This window comes from Methylothermus subterraneus, assembly GCF_054656915.1.
The window spans coordinates 29,865-45,814 of sequence record NZ_BAAHXK010000013.1; the positions used below are offsets into that span (position 1 = coordinate 29,865).

Genomic DNA, 15,950 nt, shown 5'->3' on the forward strand with positions numbered 1-15,950 from the left:
GTGGCGATAAAGGAAATCCGCGTTCCACCGTTGGGGGATGTAGAGGCGGTGGATGTCATCGAGGTATTGGTCAAACCGGGCGATCGGGTCGAGCCGGATACCCCGCTGATCACGTTGGAGAGCGACAAAGCGTCCATGGACATGCCTTCGCCTGAGGCAGGAAAGGTCCAGGAAGTGCTGGTCAAGGTGGGGGATAAAGTCAAAGAAGGAGATGCCGTCGTCCGCTTAGAGGTATCTGAAGCGGCTCAAGCTTTGCAAACCGCGCCGGAACCTAAGGCTCGCGCGCCTGAACCGAGCCCACCCCCGCCTTCGCAAGCGGCTCCAAGACCTGCCCCGCCACCGCCGGTCTCGGTAGCAGCGCCTCCTTATGCCAGCCCTTCGGTGCGCCGCTTCGCCCGCAAGCTGGGGGTAGATCTAAGCCAAGTTCAAGGAAGCGGCCCCAAAGGCCGGATCGTGCGGGAGGATGTGGAGAATTTCGTCAAAGCGCGCCTTTCGGCCTCTTCGGCAGGAGGGCTTGCGATTCCTGCGGTACCGGAAGTCGATTTTGCCAAATTTGGCCCGGTCGAAACGTTGTCCTTGTCGCGCATTAAGCGCTTAACTGGACCGCATCTTAGACGCGCCTGGCTCAACGCGCCGCAGGTTACCCAGCATCACGAAGTCGATATCAGCGAGTTGGAGGCTTTCCGGGAGGCGCTCCGGCCAGAAGCCGAACGACGTGGCGTCAAGCTGACGCTCCTGGCTTTTGTCCTTAAGGTGCTGCCCAAGGTGCTCGCGGAGTTCCCCAGTTTCAACGCTTCCCTCGCGCCCGATGGACAAAGTTTGATCCTCAAGCGATATTACCACATCGGGGTGGCGGTGGCCACGCCGGAGGGGCTGGTCGTCCCGGTAATCCGCGACGTGGATCGCAAAGGGGTGTGGGCGCTGGCGGAGGAGCTGCAAGAGGTCAGCGCGCGCGCAAGAGCTTCTAAGCTCAAGCCGGACGATCTGCAAGGGGGGAGTTTTTCGGTCTCCAGCTTGGGAGGGATCGGCGGGGGCTTCTTTACGCCCATCGTCAACGTGCCGGAGGTGGCGATTTTAGGCATTGCTAAAGCGCGGATGCAGCCGGTATGGGACGGCAGCCAATTCGTGCCCCGATGGATGCTGCCTGTCTCGCTTTCCTACGACCATCGAGTGATCGACGGCGCCGAGGGGGCAAAGTTTATCGTCCGGTTCGGGGAGTTGCTCCAGGACCTTAGAAAGTCGATTTTGTAAACCAGGGGGCGAGGATGGCGATTGAAACCGAAGTGCTGGTCTTAGGCGGCGGGCCCGGCGGGTACACGGCGGCGTTCCGGGCGGCTGATTTGGGCAAAAAAGTGACGCTGGTGGAGCGGTATCCGGTCCTGGGGGGGGTGTGCTTAAACGTCGGCTGCATTCCCTCTAAGGCGCTTTTGCACCTGGCGCAGGTGATCTATGAGGCGCGCGCCTGTCACGCCAAGGGGATTCGGTTTGGCGCTCCCGAGATCGATCTGGCCGAGATCCGCCGGTGGAAGGACCGGGTGGTCAAGACCTTGACCGCCGGCCTTGCAGGGCTGGCCAAGCAGCGTCAAGTCCAAGTGGTGCAAGGGGTAGGCCGGTTTACCGGCCGCCATACTCTCGAAGTCAAAGCCCCCGACGGCGAGGAAACGGTCGCCTTCGAGCACGCGATCATCGCCGCCGGCTCCCGGCCGGTGAAGCTGCCGGGCTGGCCGGAGGATCCGCGCATCATGGATTCCACCCAGGCCTTGGCTTTGGAGGAGATTCCAAAATCGCTGCTGGTGGTCGGCGGCGGCGTGATCGGCTTGGAGATGGCTTGCGTCTATCACGCTCTAGGCGCCAAGATCAGCGTGGTGGAAGTGGCCGATCAGTTGCTTCCGGGGGTGGATGCGGATCTGATCAAACCGTTGCATCAGACGATCGCCGAGCGCTACGAAGCCATCTGGCTAGGCAGCAAGGTAACCTCTGTGCAGCCGGCCGAACAAGGCTTGGAAGTCCGCTTCGCAGGCCCAAACGTCCCCGAGCGCCAAGTCTTCGACCGCATCTTAGTGGCGGTGGGGAGGCGCCCAAACAGCGATCTTTTGAATCTGGAGGCAGCTGGAATTACCCCCGACGCGCGCGGTTTTATCCCGGTGGACGCCCAGCGGCGCACCAAGGTGCCGCACATTTTTGCCATCGGCGATATCGTCCAGGGGCCTATGCTGGCCCATAAAGCGAGCCACGAGGGAAAGGTGGCGGCGGAGGCGATTTGCGGCTTGCCCTCGGCTTTCCAGGCTTTGGCGATTCCGGCGGTGGCCTATACCGACCCGGAAGTGGCCTGGATGGGAAAGAGCGAAGCGGAGCTCAAGGCCGAAGGGATCGAGTACGACAAAGGCGTCTTCCCCTGGGCGGCGAGCGGCCGGGCATTGGGGATTGGGCGGCGCGAGGGGTTGACCAAGCTGCTATGCGACCGCAAGACCAAGCGGATTTTGGGCGCCGGCATCGTCGGGCCGCACGCCGGCGAGCTGATCGCGGAAACGGTGTTGGCGCTGGAGATGGGGGCCGATGCCGAAGATCTCGCGCTGACCATTCATCCCCATCCGACCTTGTCGGAAACGATCGCGTTCGCCGCCGAGATCATTGACGGATCGATCACCGACCTCTATTTGGGCAAAAAGGTCAAGCCCGCTTGACGATAGAAACGGTCGAATTGCACTCCAAGCGCTTTGGCAGCGCCGGTCCGCCGCTAATCATCCTGCACGGGCTGTTCGGCGCGGGGCGCAATTGGTACAGCTTGGCGCAGCGCTTTGCCGACGAGTTTACGGTGTACGTGCTCGATCTTCGCGGCCACGGCGAGTCGCCCAAGGCCAGTCCTTTGGATTATCCGCACCTGGCGGCGGACGTGGCGGCTTTGCTGGTCAAGGCAGGGATAAGATCGGCCTACCTTCTAGGCCACAGCATGGGCGGCAAGGCGGCGATGACGCTGGCTTTGACCTACCCTGAGCGGGTCGCCAAGCTGGTCGTCGTAGACATCGCGCCGGTGCAGTACACCCACGATTTCGATCGCATTGTCCAAGCCCTCAAATCGCTGCCGCTTGAACAAATCAAAAGCCGCCGCGAAGCGGAAAGCGGGCTGGCGGCTCAGATCGAAAATCCGGCGGTGCGCCAGTTTTTGCTGCAGAATCTGGTGTTCGAGGACAGCCGCTACCGCTGGCGCATCGATCTAGATCTCCTCGCTTCGGCTCTTCCGGCGATCATGGGTTTCCCGGTCGGCCAGGAAGTCCGGCCTTTTCCGGGGCCGACCCTGTTCGTGGGGGGAGGGCTTTCCGAGTACCTCAAGCCCCAGTACCATCAAGCGATAAGGACTTTGTTCCCAAGCGCCCGGATCAAGATCATCGAGCACGCCGGTCATTGGATCCACATCGATCGACCCGATTGCTTCGAGGCGACGGTGCGCTGTTTTCTGCGCGGCCAGGCGGGCTAGGTTCGAGCAATTTTAGAACTCGGCGCAGATCGTCTTCCGTGTCCACATCGATGGCCGCTTCCGGGTAAGGCAAGACGATGAAATTTACCCGAAGCCCGAGCTTTTTCTCCACTTGTTGGGAAACTTCCAAGGTGCTCAGGCGGCCAAGCAAGTAACGGATCAAGGCCAAGCTGCCTAAAGCTCGGATCAGGCGCCAGGGACGTTTGCGTTCTTGCTCCAGAGCACGCCAAAACGCAACGATCCGGCGGCCTTCGGGGGTGAGAAACGCGAACAGGTTGCAGGTACAGAACGGCCCATCGGAAAACCGCAAAAGCGTGCGCCGAATCCCGGGAAAGCGCGCGACGACTTGCGCGTAGGGAATCAGCCCCACCGCCACATCCCCGCCGCAAGAGGAGCTCTTGCGGCAAAAATCCTCAAAAACCTGAGAAGACGGAAAAGCCAGGTCGGCGCAGGTCAAGAGCACTGGGCGATCTTCGGGAACGCGGGAAAGCCCCGCTAAGGCGCTGAGGCTGGGGGAAGATTCCGGCGGGATCCAGTCGATCCAGGGCGCTTTGAGCGAGGAAGCGATGGGGTGGTCGGCGAGGATTGCCGAGGAAGGTCCAACAAGCAGGCAGCGCTCTATGGCCGGACAGCGCGCCAAAGCTTCCAGGACGCGCGCCAACAGCGCTTGGCCTGCCAGGGGAACGAGGCTTTTGGCCGGCACGCCGGCGGCTTTGGCGACCGGGTTGGGGCCTGGGCGGTCGGCGGCGAGAAGGAGGCAGGTGAATTTGGGCGCAGTGTTCATCGCAAAGGTTTTTCGTAGATCCGATAACGTTTGTAAGCTTTGGCGCCCAAGCTCTCGATCACCCCGCGCATGCGCAGGTTGTCTTCCAGGATCCAGGACAACTCGACGCGTCTGATCCCGCGCGCCAGCAAGGACGCGCGCAGCGCTGCGATCAGGCGGTAGGCGATGGCGGCACCCATGAGATTGGAGCGATAGCGGCGCAGGATTCCCATCAGGATAACGCGGGCGGTATCGGGATAAGCCGTCTTCCAGCGCCATAGCAGCTTCAACCAGTTGAAGGGCAATAAGCGACCGTCAAGACCGCAAAGCAGCTGATTCAAATCCGGTAAGGCGGCGATCATGCCGACCGCTTCGCCGTCGATCTCGGCGATCTGAACGAAATCGTCCGGAACGATAAAGCGCAGGGTTTTGGCTAAAGCCGTAAATTCTTCTTGGGTAAAGGGCACAAAACCCCAATTGTCGGCCCAGGCGTCGTTGAAGATGGTACGCAGCAATTCGAACTCGCGATCTTGCCGCGCACGGCAAAGCGGTCGGGTTGCAATGACTTCGGCGGCGCGGTCTGCTAAGCGGAGTGCGGCGTAAGGTCGGGTCTCGGCTTCTAAAAGATAAGCGATCAAGTCCTTGACCTTGCGGTAATGCAAGCTTTCCAGCTGCGCTGCGTAGTACGGCGGATTGTAAGGCATCATGATCGCCGGGGGCCGATCGAATCCTTCGATCAGCAAACCGCATTCGTGGTTGATGGAGAGGTTGTAGGGTCCTTGCACCGCTTCCATCCCTTGCGCCTTGAGCCAGCTTTCCGCTTGCGCAGTCAGGCGCGCGAACACTTCTGCATCGTCGATGGCCTCCAGCATACCGAAGAACCCCACCTTGCGGCCGTGTTGGGCCAAGTACAAGCGATCGATTTGCGCGCTGATGCGTCCTACCGCTTGCTTGCCCCGCCAGGCGATCCAGGCTTGCCAGCGGGCGTGGGCAAAGTAAGGGTTGCTGGGCGCGAGGTGAAGGCGTCGCTCCAATCGCAGCGGAGGGACCCAAGCAGAGTTGCGGGGATAAACGCTCCAGGGGACGCGGATGAATTCTTTAAGATTTTGCGTGGAGGTGACTGGGGCCAGCGTGATCGCTAAGCTCATCGGCAAAAAAAATGTTGTATCGTTGCCTTAAAGATACAGTTGATAGTTAACTGGCAACAAGTTATGCTTAATTCCAAGAGGATTTAGGCTAAATAGCCAGCGCGAAGAGTCTTGGATCCTGTGCTTGTCTGTCGCTAGACAGAGGTGCTATGATGTTTTTTAATCATAGATTACCTTGCTTTCGCGTAAAAGCAACTAAAACCAGGGAAAATGGCTGCGCTGTGGGATTTAGCCCGGTTGTTTGGAACCCACCTTACCGGAAGGCAAGATTGTTAAGGGGAGAGGCTCTTGGGTGCTCAAGCTACGCCAACTGAGAATACTTTGCCGCTTCGGCGGGCGGATTTCCGCACGCTTGCTGAAGCGCTAGATTACGCCGCATTGGGCCAAACGGGATGCAATTTCTATAACGGCAGAGGGGAATTGGTCGAAGCTCTGCCGTATGCCGAGCTGCGTCGGCAAGCGCGAGACCTCGCGCGGCGACTCGCAAGCTTGAATCTGCCCCGCGAATCGCGGGTTGCCCTGGTTGCGGAGACTACACCGGACTTCATCCGCTTTTTCTTTGCGTGCCAATACGCGGGACTGGTGCCGGTGCCATTACCTATCCCGTTTAGCCTCGGCAGCCACCAAGCCTATGTGCGCCAGCTCAAAGCGATGCTCAAAAGCTGTCAGCCGAGCATCGCGATGGCGCCGGAGAATTTTGTCTCTTTCCTGAGCGAAGCGGTCGCCGGGTTGGATATAAGATACTTCGGCGCGCCGGAAGATTTTCATAAGTTGCCTGTGGCAGAAACGGAGCCGGTTCCGCTGCAGCCCGAGGAACTCGCCTACCTCCAGTACACTTCGGGCAGCACCCGGTTTCCGCGCGGGGTGATGATCAGACAAACCGCAGTCATGGACAACCTGGCGGGTATCGCCCAACATGGAGTCGATCTGCGCCCAGGCGATCGCGCCGTTTCCTGGTTGCCGTTCTACCACGACATGGGGCTGGTCGGGCTGATGTTGACCCCGATCGCTTCTCAGGTTTCGGTCGATTATCTGGGAACGCAAGAATTTGCCATGCGCCCGCGGCAATGGCTGGCGTTGATCTCCAAAAACCGGGCGACCATTTCGTTTGGTCCTCCGTTTGGATACGAGTTGTGCCAGCGCCGCCTGCGTCCGGGGGAGGCGGCCAAATTCGATCTTTCCAGCTGGCGCGTCGCCGGGGTGGGAGCGGAGATGATCCGTACCCACACTTTGCGCGAATTTGCCAAAGCGTTGGCGCCTGCAGGTTTCCGCGAAGAGGCGTTTTTGCCGTGCTACGGAATGGCCGAATGTTCGCTCGCCGTCACCTTTGCCCCTCTGGGTCAAGGGCTAAAGGTGGACCGGGTCGACGCCGAGCGTTTGGCAGTGGAAGCAAAAGCCGTTCCGGCGCCTGCCGACGCCGGCAGAGTCAACGAATTCGTCGATTGTGGTCGGCTTTTGCCGGGATTTGAGCTTAAGATTTTGGATGCCGAAGGCAAGGAAGTCGCAGAACGCCAAATCGGAACGGTTTATCTGCGCGGCCCGAGCGTCATGTCCGGCTATTTCCAGGACCCAAGCAGCACCCGCGAGGTCTTGGCGGAAGACGGTTGGCTCAACACGGGGGATCTCGGGTATCGGGTCGGGGACCGTCTTTACCTGACCGGACGGGCAAAAGATCTGATCATCGTCAACGGCCGCAATATTTGGCCGCAGGATTTGGAGTACCTGGCGCAACAGCAGCCCGAGGTGCGTCCTGGGGATGCCCTGGCCTTTGGGGTGCCTGGGCCGGACGGGGGGGATCGAATCGTGATCGTGGTGCAATGCCGCGAAACCAATGAAGCCAAGCGCGCCGATCTGGTGGCGCGCATTCGCTCCCAAGTGCAGGCGGAGATCGGCGTGGATTGTATCGTTGAATTGGTCCCGCTGCATACCCTGCCGCGCACCTCTTCCGGCAAACTCTCGCGTTCTAAAGCCAGGCAAAACTTTATCGCAACCCACGATTTTGCCCACCCCCTTGCCCAAGGGCGACGGGCAGCGGTCTAACGCGTAGGTGGCATCGGCGAAGTTGCGTTCGCCCCTCATTGCCCTGACCGGGGTCACCGGTTTCATCGGTGGCCGAATCGCCCGTCATTTGAGCCTCCGGGGGTTTAGGCTGCGCGCTTTGGTCAGGCCAGAGTCTAAGTCGCGCCTCCCCGGGGAAGTTCCGCTTGAAGTGTGCCTTGGCTCGCTTGCCGATGGCAAAGCGTTGGCTAGTCTTTTAGACGGAGTCGATGGTTTGGTGCATTGTGCCGGTCTGGTGCGAGGTTTGAAGGCAAGCCAATTCGATGCGGTCAACGTCGCCGGTACCGAACGCCTGGTTCGCCTAGCCCGCCAGAGCCCGACGCCCCCCCGTTTGATTTTGATTTCTTCCTTAGCCGCGCGCCAGCCTAAGTTGTCTCCTTACGCCCTGAGCAAATTCCGCGCCGAACAGAGCCTGGCCCGTTTGGGCGAGGGGCTGTCGTGGTTGGTCCTCAGACCGCCTGCGGTTTACGGGCCGGGGGACCGAGAGCTGTTGCCGCTGCTTAAAACGCTGGCAAGGGGCGTGGTGCCCATCCTCGGGCCAGCCGATGGGCGTTTTTCGCTGCTGTTCGTCGATGATTTGGCGCGGGCGGTGGAGAAAGCTTTGGTTTGCCCTGAGGTGAGGGGGCAAGTGTTGGAGCTGCACGATGGAAAACCGGGAGGTTATGGCTGGGACGAGCTGCCCGCCATTGCCGAGGCGTTTCGGGGAGGGAAGGTCGTGCGTCTGCCGTTGCCGGAGTGGAGCTTGCGCGCGGCAGCGGGGCTTGCCGCTTTAAGCGCTTGGGTTGGCCGATCCCCGATGCTGACTCAAGGCAAAGTCAACGAGCTGCGCTACCCAGATTGGGTATGCGACAATAACGCCATCGGCCAGGCCCTCGACTGGCAACCTGAAATCCAGCTCGTCCAAGGTCTTCGCTTGACTTTGGGCAGCGCCCGTGCAACCTAGGAAGTCGGTTCAAAAAGATGAAAAGTTATTCGGAAATCGTGGACGAATTGATCGTCGTCATTCGTGCGCTGGCCCCCGATGCCCAAGGGCTAACCGAGCATACCGAATTGGTGGGAAACTTAGGCCTTGACTCGATGAAGGTGATGCATTTGCTCCAAGAGATCGAGGATCGGTTCGATGTTTCCATTCCTTTAAACGTATTGCCGGATGTGCGCACCGTCGGAGACCTGGCGGCGAGAATCCAGCGCTTGCTGCAAGACCATGACTCTGCTCGCTAAGTTCAACCCGCTGCAACAAGCGCGGGATCGGCTTAAAGCTTCAGGGATGGATCCGTTTGGGGTCACCATCGAGAAGATTTTGTCGCCGACTGAGGCGGTCATTGGCGGCCGGCAAGTGATCTTGGTTGGAACCAACAATTACCTTGGGCTGACCTTTCATCCCGAATGCATCGCGGCCGCCATCCAGGCCTTAAAAGAAGAAGGCTGCGGCACCACCGGCTCGCGCATGGCCAACGGCAACTATGCCGATCATCAGGCTTTAGAGCGCGAATTTGCCGAGTTTTATCGCAAACCCTACGCGGTCGTATTTTCTACCGGGTATTTGGCCAACCTGGCCCTTCTTTCCACCTTGGCAGGGGCAGGGGATGTGATCTTGCTCGACGCCGACTGCCACGCCAGCATCTATGACGGCTGCCGCATGAGCCAGGCTGAGGTCATCCGCTTTCGGCACAACGATGTGGAGGATCTCAAAAAGCGCCTGCGTCGCCTCAAGGAGCGGACTCCCCAAACTTTGATCGTGGTGGAAGGGATTTACAGCATGCTGGGAGACAAGGCTCCGCTCAAAGAGATCGTCGCCCTCAAGCAAGAACACGGGGCGTATCTGCTGGTGGACGAGGCGCACTCGCTTGGGGTGTTGGGCGAGCACGGCCGCGGCTTAGTAGAGGCCGAAGGGGTCGAAGAGCAGGTGGATTTCGTGGTCGGGACGTTCAGCAAAAGCCTAGGCGGGATTGGGGGGTACTGCGTCAGCCACCATCGCGAGCTGGATGTTTTGCGTTATGCCGCGCGGCCGTACATTTTCACCGCCTCTTCCTCGCCTGCGGCGATCGCCTCCACGCGCGTGGCGCTTCGCCTGCTGCGCGATGGCAAGAACTTACGCGAGAGGCTCTGGCGCAACGCCCACAAGCTTTACCACGGGTTAAAAGATTTGGGGTTAGAACTTGGACCGGAACTTAGCCCAGTGATCGCGATCCGCTTAGGGGAGTCGCGCGAGCAAGCGCTTAAAGTCTGGCACGAATTGCTGCAGCGGGGGGTTTATGTCAACTTAGTTCTGCCGCCGGCCACGCCCGACCTGAGGTGTTTGTTAAGGTGCAGCGTGAGCGCAGCGCATCGGGACGAGCAGATCGAGCAAGTCATTTCGGTTTTTGCCGAAGTTTTTTCGGCGCTCGGTAGCGAATAGCGTATGCGCCTGTTGCTCCAATTCGCCCGAACTTACCCCTGGCAGAGCGCGGTGGTGCTTTTGGCCTTGCTGCTAGCTGGGCTGGTCGAGGGAGCGAGCCTGACCGCCTTGCTTCCGGTGTTGACGGCGGCTTTGGAACCGCAAGGCGGAGTAAGCCTCCTGCAGGAGGTGCAAGGAGCGAACGCCTATTTGTTCCAGGCGCTGCGCTGGTTGGATCTCGCGCCGACCTTGGGGGTATTGATCGCGGTGTTGGTGGCAGGGACGTTCCTAAGAAGCGGATTCGTGCTGCTTGCCAATAAATACGTCGGTTACACCATCGCCCGGGTGGCCACCGATTTGCGCCTAAGTCTGCTGCGGGCGCTGCTTAAGGCGCGTTGGAGTTTTTATCTGCGCCAGCCGGTCGGGGTGCTGGCCAACGCCATGTCCTCGGAGCCGGATCGGGCTTCCAAGGCTTATTTCTTCGGGGCTTCGATGATGGCCGCGGTGATCCAGATGTTGGCCTATATGGCGGTGGCGGCGAGCATTTCCTGGCGGGCGACCTTAGTTTACTTAAGCGCCGCTTTAGGGGTGATCGGTATCCTGCAATTTTTCGTGCGCATGGCGCGCCAGGCCGGCAAGCGTCAGACCCGCGGTTTGAAAGCTTTGCTCGCCCAGCTGACCGATTGCTTACAATCGGTCAAGCCGCTTAAAGCCATGGGTCGGGAAGATTTGGCCGATCGCGTGATCGCGGCCGAATCCTTGCGCTTAAACCGAGCCTTGGAACGCGAGGTGCTGAGCAAGGAAGCGCTAAAAGCTGTCCAAGGGCCGGCGTTCGTAGCGTTGGTGGCGACCGGTTTTTACCTGGGTCTGATGCAATGGCGCATGCCGGCGACGGAAGTGATGGTGTTGCTTTTGCTTTTGAGCCGGGTGATGGGCGGCATGGGCAAGGTCCAGCAGATGTTCCAAAACATGGCGGTTTGTGAGAGCGCGTATTGGTCCTTGCGTCGCACCATCGATGAGGCGCGGCAGCAGGTCGAGCTGGTCGGGGGAGAACGGACTGCAACCTTGGAACGCGCAATTGAATTTGAACAGGTGGCGTTTGCCTACGGCAGCCAGGCTGTGCTCAAGGATGTATGGTTGGTTATCCCGGCGCACAAGCTGACGGCGTTGATCGGCTTTTCCGGCGCCGGCAAGACCACCGTCGTCGATTTGCTCACCGGGCTGCTCCATCCCCAGCGCGGCCGAATTTTGATCGATGGGGTCGACATGGAAGAGATCGACTTGCGCGCTTGGCGGCGCATGATCGGTTACGTCCCGCAAGAAAACCTGCTCCTGCACGACACCATCTTTGCCAACGTCACCTTCGGTGATCCCGACCTGACGGAAGAAGACGCTAAGCAGGCTCTACAAGCCGCCGGCATTTGGGAATTCGTCGCGGCTTTGCCGGAAGGCATCCATACCGTGGTGGGCGAGCGCGGCGCGCGCCTTTCGGGGGGACAGCGGCAGCGGATCATGATCGCTCGGGCGTTGGCGCATAAACCTAAGTTGTTGATCCTAGACGAAGCCACCAGCGCCCTCGATCCGGACAACCAGCGCGCCATCTGTAAGACTTTGGCAGCGCTTAAAGGTCAGGTTACCATCCTTGCCATCTCGCATCAGCCTATCCTAGTTGGAATCGCCGATGAGGTTTACCAGCTCGGCGAAGGGATCGCTAAAAAAGTCACTCCATCCAAGGCGATTGCTGCTTGGGTCTAAAGAAGCGTCAATGACCGATTCTCTTAAAACCATCGCCCAAAATCTTGAACTAGCCAAAGCCAAGCACCACATCTTTCTTTGCTGCGATCCGACCCAAGCTAAGTGCTGCACCCGCGAGCAAGGGCTTGAGGCCTGGGAATACCTAAAGCGCCGGCTCAAAGAGCTTGGGCTTTCCGAACGCGGCGGCATCCTGCGCACCAAGGCCAATTGCTTAAGAGTGTGCGTTAAAGGGCCGATCGCCGTGGTCTATCCGCAAGGAGTCTGGTATCACTCCTGTACGCCCGAAGTTTTAGAACGGATTATCCAAGAGCATCTGCTTGGCGGCGAAATCGTCCAAGATTACGCTTTCGCCTGCCGGACGGATTAAAGTCTTTTTCTACTGTTATTTTTTCTTAGCGCCAAGCGGCTGCTTCTACGTAGCCATCCTTGCTTACCCTCCTTCTGCCTAACCAAGCTTCAGGGACGCACAATCCTTAATATCTGCCGGTGATCGCGGCAAGCCAAAACTTATACAAAAGTTTGACAAAAGGTTTTATCGGTGCTAGCTTTTCTTCTTAGAAAAGCGAAGAGTCTTAAAGATGTCGGATGTGTTAGCCAGCTATTTAACCGAGATCAGCCGCATTCGACTGCTTTCTCTACCCGAAGAAAGGGTGCTAGGTTGGCAGATTCTTCATTGCCGCCAAGCATGCAAGCGCCTGGCGGCCTTGGTTGATCTGAACCGGTCGACAACCATCTCCTCCAAGGAAATCGCAAGGTTTGTCGATCTTTGGGTTAAATTGGCCGAGCCAAGCCAAAACAGACGTGTTTTTGCCGAGCCTAGGGCAATGTCGTTCTTACTCGAATTATCGAGGCGATTAAAAGCCGTTCAGAACGACGCCGAAGCCCGTTTGATTCGGCACAATCTGCGCTTGGTGCTCCATTATGCGTTGCGTTACCGGCGGCAAAAAGACAGTTTCCTGTTGGATTTGATCCAGGAAGGCAATTTGGGGTTGGTGTGGGCGGCGCGTAGGTTTGATGTTCGGGTTGGCGTGCGCTTTTCCACTTACGCTGGCTATTGGGTTCATTTGTTTATCGATCGGGCTGCGTTACGCCTCAAACACCTGGTGCATTATCCCGTCCGTTATGCCAGGCAGCTAAGGCATGCCGAAAACGGCGCAGAGGAAAGGCAATGGATCTCGCTGGATGAGTTTCCTGAAGTAGCAAGGATTTTGGTGGATCCTCGATGGAATGAGGAAGCTTTAAGCGAAACGCTCGATTGTCAGCATTGGATGCCTGAGCTTAAGCGAGCTTTAGGGAGACTAAACGCGCGTGAAGCGGTAGTGGTGCAACAACGTTTTGGCCTGAATGGAGATGGGGAACAGACTTTGCAACGGATTGCGGAAAGCTTGGGGGTAAGTCGCGAGCGAGTTCGGCAAATCGAAAAACAGGCGCTTGCCAAGATTAGACAAGAACTATACAAAAGCAAGCTGCCGTTGGTTAAACGTAGTGATTGGCGGAGGAGCGATGAAAAACCTGTGGCAGATGAACGGTGGTAAGCATTGGCCCGAGTTTGACTGGCAGCAATTTTGGTTACTGCAGCAGAAGTGGTGGCGGCAAGGTGTGAACTATTTTCGGCTGCACGTGGGCGCAGCACGAATGATGAGAATCTTGCTGGTGCTTGGGATTGGCGCCTGGCTTGCCTCTGGGTTCTATTTGATTAACGCTGGCGAGCGAGGGGTGGTGACCCGCTTTCTTGCGTATCACCGAACCGTAGAGCCGGGGGCTCATTGGCACTGGCCGTTCCCTATCGAGCAAGTTACTAAAGTGGATGTGGAGCGGCAACGATTCATAGAAATTGGGTATCGCAGCAGTCAGGGGCAGCCCATGCCCATATCGAATGAAGCGCGGATGTTGACGCGCGATGAAAACATCGTCGATTTGCACTTGGCGATCCAATACCGAATCCGAGAGCCTGCCGAGTATCTGTTTAGTCTGCAAGACCCAGACAGCGTTTTGAGAAGCGTGGCCGAAAGCGTTACCCGCGCGGTGGTGGGTCAGCAAAAGATGGACTATGTGTTGACGGAAGGGCGCGGTGAGGTCGTATCGCGCATCGAGCAGGAATTGCAACAAATTCTAGACAAATACCAAAGCGGTATCGAGGTGCTCGGCGTCAGCCTTCAGGATGTACAGCCGCCCGAGGAGGTCCAACAGGCGTTTGCAGACGCCATCAAAGCGCGTGAGGATCGAGAGCGGTTGATCAATGAGGCCCAAGCCTATGCCAACGAAGTGCTGCCGAAAGCTCGGGGGGATGCAGCTCGTATCGTGGCTGAAGCCGAAGCGTATCAGCAAGCGATGCTTGCGCGAGCAGAGGGCGAAGCCGATCGCTTTCGCACTTTACTCGCGGAATACCGAAAACAGCCCCAGATCACGCGTCGGCGTTTAGCCATCGAAACTATGGAAGAGGTTTTGACCCATACCGATTCCGTGCTGCTGTCGCTCGGGGACAACGGCAAGGTAGTGTATTTGCCCATAGATAAGCTTAAGGCGCAAAGGCAAGAACCCTTGCCGTCTATAAAATCGGAAAAAGCAGAGCCTGAATCCAAGCAACGTGCGGCATTAAATCGCATCCGTCCTGGCCGTGGAGGAAGATCATGAAATCGAAAACCATTGTTTGGACCTCATCGGTATTCTTATTGGCCGCGCTGTCGGTAGGGCAGGCGATTTTCTTCGTGGCGCAAAACCACAAGGCGATCAAGTTCCGTTTAGGTCGGATCGTGGAGTCTGAGTTTTCGCCGGGCTTGCACCTTAAGCTGCCTTTTATCGAGTACGTCAAGCGCTACGACGGTCGTATCGCTAGCCTGGATCTGCCCGCCGAGCGCTTTTTGACGGCGGAGAAGAAAAACGTTATCGTCGATGTGGTTGTCCAGTGGCGCATTCAGGACGTCGTCCGTTTTTATACGGCCGTGCAAGGGGATGAGCATCAGGCGAGCCTCAGATTGCGTCAGATCCTTAAGGACATCGTCCGGGCCGAATTCGGGCGGCGGCAAATTCAAGAACTGCTCAGCGAAGATCGCACGCTTTTGCACAGCGTGCTGACCCGCACGGCGGCAGAACCGGCGGCCCGATTGGGCGTTGAGTTGATCGACGTGCAAGTCAAGCGCATCGACTTGCCTGCGGAGGTCAACTCGTCCATTTTTAGACGGATGGAGGCGGAGCGCTCGCGCGTGGCCAAGAAATTGCGCTCTCAAGGCGCGGAAGAGGCCGAGAAAATCCGCGCGGCGGTCGATAAGCAGCGCGAAATTCTGCTCGCGCAAGCGTATCGTCAAGCGCAACGCTTGCGTGGAATAGGCGAAGCTCGAGCCGCTGAGATTTATGCCGAGGCGTATCGCCAAGATCCGGATTTTTTCGCCTTCCTCCGTCGCACCGAGGCTTATCGCAAAGGCTTGACGCAGCCGGGGGACATTTTGGTGCTGGAACCAGGCACTTCGTTTTTCCGCGATTTCGGCCAGGATGAATGAGATGTACGGATTGATTCGGGCCAATTTTTACGTGGCGGTGCTGCTGTCGGTGGTAGGAGGATTGCTTACCCTCCTTAAACCCGACTGGGTGTTTCCAGAAATTATGCAGATTTACGGTCCGTTGACGCGCAATTTGTTGATCATCGTGTTTTATCTGGTGGTTACCCAGATTTTGCTCTGGGCATTCCGTTATCGCCAGAGCGGCTACTTGGAAGCCTTGCTCATGGGGGGGATGCTCTTGATGAGCGCCCTAGGTATCCCGTTTTACTCTCAAATCAATGGCCTGCCCGTGAACCTGGCGTTGGTTTTAGGATTGGCTTACTGCGGATTGTCCCACGTGCTGTATTTCGCGTATGCCTATCTTTATTGGCGAGACAAAGAAGAGAGGTGAGTTATGGCGGTTAAAAAAGTCGGTTGGCGCGACTGGCTGCCGGATTGGCGCAGCCTTGGAAAAATCGTCTTTTATCTTGGATCTTTGTATTTTCTTCAGGTTTGGGTCGTAGTTCCTTTGGCTGCTTACGTAAGCGACGGAGGTTTTTTCGCCGATGAGACGGCCTCTGCCGGCGCCGAAGTTGAACAAGCTGCTCGTGCCCATTGCGGCGATTACTTGCAGCAGAAAATAGGCGCCGACAAGGTGGAGTTTCCGTTTGGCGAAGGCAGGGTTTGGGAGATGGGAGGCGGCCGCTACTTGGTTCAGGCAAGCGCTTTGGTTACCGACTCAAATGCGTTAGCCCGGCAAGTAAACTACGTGTGTTACGTGAATTATCAAGGTGGCGATGCATTCTCGTTAGCCAATTGGACGCTGCGGGGCTTGGATTGGCGGTTGGCGGAACAAAAGCAGTGAGGTGGAGCCATGCATAGCTTGTTAAAAAACATC

General features: G+C 58.1%; 16 protein-coding genes. 14 read left to right on the top strand and 2 right to left on the bottom strand.

Going from position 1 to position 15,950, the window contains the following annotated elements; genetic code table 11:
* From ACYQ3M_RS10480 to ACYQ3M_RS10490, 3 genes are read left to right on the top strand one after another with little or no spacing between them, the layout of a single operon-like run.
* On the top strand, positions 1-1,251 hold the full coding sequence (locus ACYQ3M_RS10480; protein ID WP_460036032.1) for a 2-oxo acid dehydrogenase subunit E2: 1,251 nt from the start codon (positions 1-3) through the stop codon (positions 1,249-1,251).
* Positions 1,252-1,265: 14 nt separating this feature from the next.
* Complete coding sequence (gene lpdA / locus ACYQ3M_RS10485; RefSeq protein WP_460036033.1) at positions 1,266-2,684, top strand: dihydrolipoyl dehydrogenase; 1,419 nt, start codon at positions 1,266-1,268, stop codon at positions 2,682-2,684.
* The gene (locus ACYQ3M_RS10490) at positions 2,681-3,475 is read left to right on the top strand and encodes an alpha/beta fold hydrolase (RefSeq protein ID WP_460036034.1); all 795 of its coding nucleotides are present in this window, start codon (positions 2,681-2,683) and stop codon (positions 3,473-3,475) included. The genes lpdA and ACYQ3M_RS10490 overlap by 4 nt, the downstream gene beginning before the upstream one ends.
* Here ACYQ3M_RS10490 and ACYQ3M_RS10495 read toward each other — a convergent pair.
* Together ACYQ3M_RS10495 and ACYQ3M_RS10500 are read right to left on the bottom strand one after the other, a co-directional pair.
* Positions 3,384-4,259: a nucleotidyltransferase family protein gene (locus ACYQ3M_RS10495; RefSeq protein WP_460036035.1), complete on the bottom strand. Its 876-nt coding sequence runs from the start codon at positions 4,257-4,259 to the stop codon at positions 3,384-3,386. The genes ACYQ3M_RS10490 and ACYQ3M_RS10495 overlap by 92 nt on opposite strands.
* Positions 4,256-5,386: a GNAT family N-acetyltransferase gene (locus ACYQ3M_RS10500; RefSeq protein WP_460036036.1), complete on the bottom strand. Its 1,131-nt coding sequence runs from the start codon at positions 5,384-5,386 to the stop codon at positions 4,256-4,258. Before ACYQ3M_RS10500 ends, ACYQ3M_RS10495 begins: the two co-directional genes overlap by 4 nt.
* A 288-nt stretch (positions 5,387-5,674) precedes the next feature.
* Here ACYQ3M_RS10500 and ACYQ3M_RS10505 point away from each other — a divergent pair, with 288 nt between their 5' ends.
* The 11 genes from ACYQ3M_RS10505 to ACYQ3M_RS10555 all read left to right on the top strand — a co-directional run bounded on the left by ACYQ3M_RS10505 (position 5,675) and on the right by ACYQ3M_RS10555 (position 15,917).
* A complete protein-coding gene (locus ACYQ3M_RS10505) occupies positions 5,675-7,426 on the top strand; it encodes a fatty acyl-AMP ligase (protein WP_460036037.1) in 1,752 nt (583 codons plus the stop codon).
* A gap of 22 nt (positions 7,427-7,448) precedes the next feature.
* Positions 7,449-8,387, top strand: coding sequence for an NAD-dependent epimerase/dehydratase family protein (locus tag ACYQ3M_RS10510; RefSeq protein WP_460036038.1), 939 nt, complete (start codon positions 7,449-7,451; stop codon positions 8,385-8,387).
* A 17-nt stretch (positions 8,388-8,404) separates the two neighbouring features.
* Positions 8,405-8,665, top strand: coding sequence for an acyl carrier protein (locus tag ACYQ3M_RS10515; protein ID WP_460036039.1), 261 nt, complete (start codon positions 8,405-8,407; stop codon positions 8,663-8,665).
* Entirely contained in the window at positions 8,649-9,842 is a 1,194-nt protein-coding gene (gene spt / locus ACYQ3M_RS10520) for a serine palmitoyltransferase (RefSeq protein ID WP_460036040.1), read from the top strand. Before ACYQ3M_RS10515 ends, spt begins: the two co-directional genes overlap by 17 nt.
* Positions 9,843-9,845: 3 nt before the next feature.
* Positions 9,846-11,576, top strand: coding sequence for an ABC transporter ATP-binding protein (locus tag ACYQ3M_RS10525; protein WP_460036041.1), 1,731 nt, complete (start codon positions 9,846-9,848; stop codon positions 11,574-11,576).
* 10 nt (positions 11,577-11,586) lie between these two features.
* The gene (locus ACYQ3M_RS10530; protein ID WP_460036042.1) at positions 11,587-11,943 is read left to right on the top strand and encodes a (2Fe-2S) ferredoxin domain-containing protein; all 357 of its coding nucleotides are present in this window, start codon (positions 11,587-11,589) and stop codon (positions 11,941-11,943) included.
* Between the two features lie 220 nt (positions 11,944-12,163).
* Positions 12,164-13,111, top strand: coding sequence for a sigma-70 family RNA polymerase sigma factor (locus ACYQ3M_RS10535; RefSeq protein WP_460036043.1), 948 nt, complete (start codon positions 12,164-12,166; stop codon positions 13,109-13,111).
* The gene (gene hflK / locus ACYQ3M_RS10540; RefSeq protein ID WP_460036044.1) at positions 13,080-14,210 is read left to right on the top strand and encodes an FtsH protease activity modulator HflK; all 1,131 of its coding nucleotides are present in this window, start codon (positions 13,080-13,082) and stop codon (positions 14,208-14,210) included. Before ACYQ3M_RS10535 ends, hflK begins: the two co-directional genes overlap by 32 nt.
* Positions 14,207-15,073 (top strand): protease modulator HflC, encoded by an 867-nt coding sequence (gene hflC, locus ACYQ3M_RS10545; RefSeq protein WP_460036045.1) that lies wholly within the window; start codon positions 14,207-14,209, stop codon positions 15,071-15,073. The genes hflK and hflC overlap by 4 nt, the downstream gene beginning before the upstream one ends.
* A 1-nt stretch (position 15,074) precedes the next feature.
* A complete protein-coding gene (locus ACYQ3M_RS10550; RefSeq protein WP_460036046.1) occupies positions 15,075-15,464 on the top strand; it encodes a hypothetical protein in 390 nt (129 codons plus the stop codon).
* Positions 15,465-15,467: 3 nt separating this feature from the next.
* Entirely contained in the window at positions 15,468-15,917 is a 450-nt protein-coding gene (locus ACYQ3M_RS10555) for a hypothetical protein (RefSeq protein WP_460036047.1), read from the top strand.
* Positions 15,918-15,950: the final 33 nt, after the last annotated feature.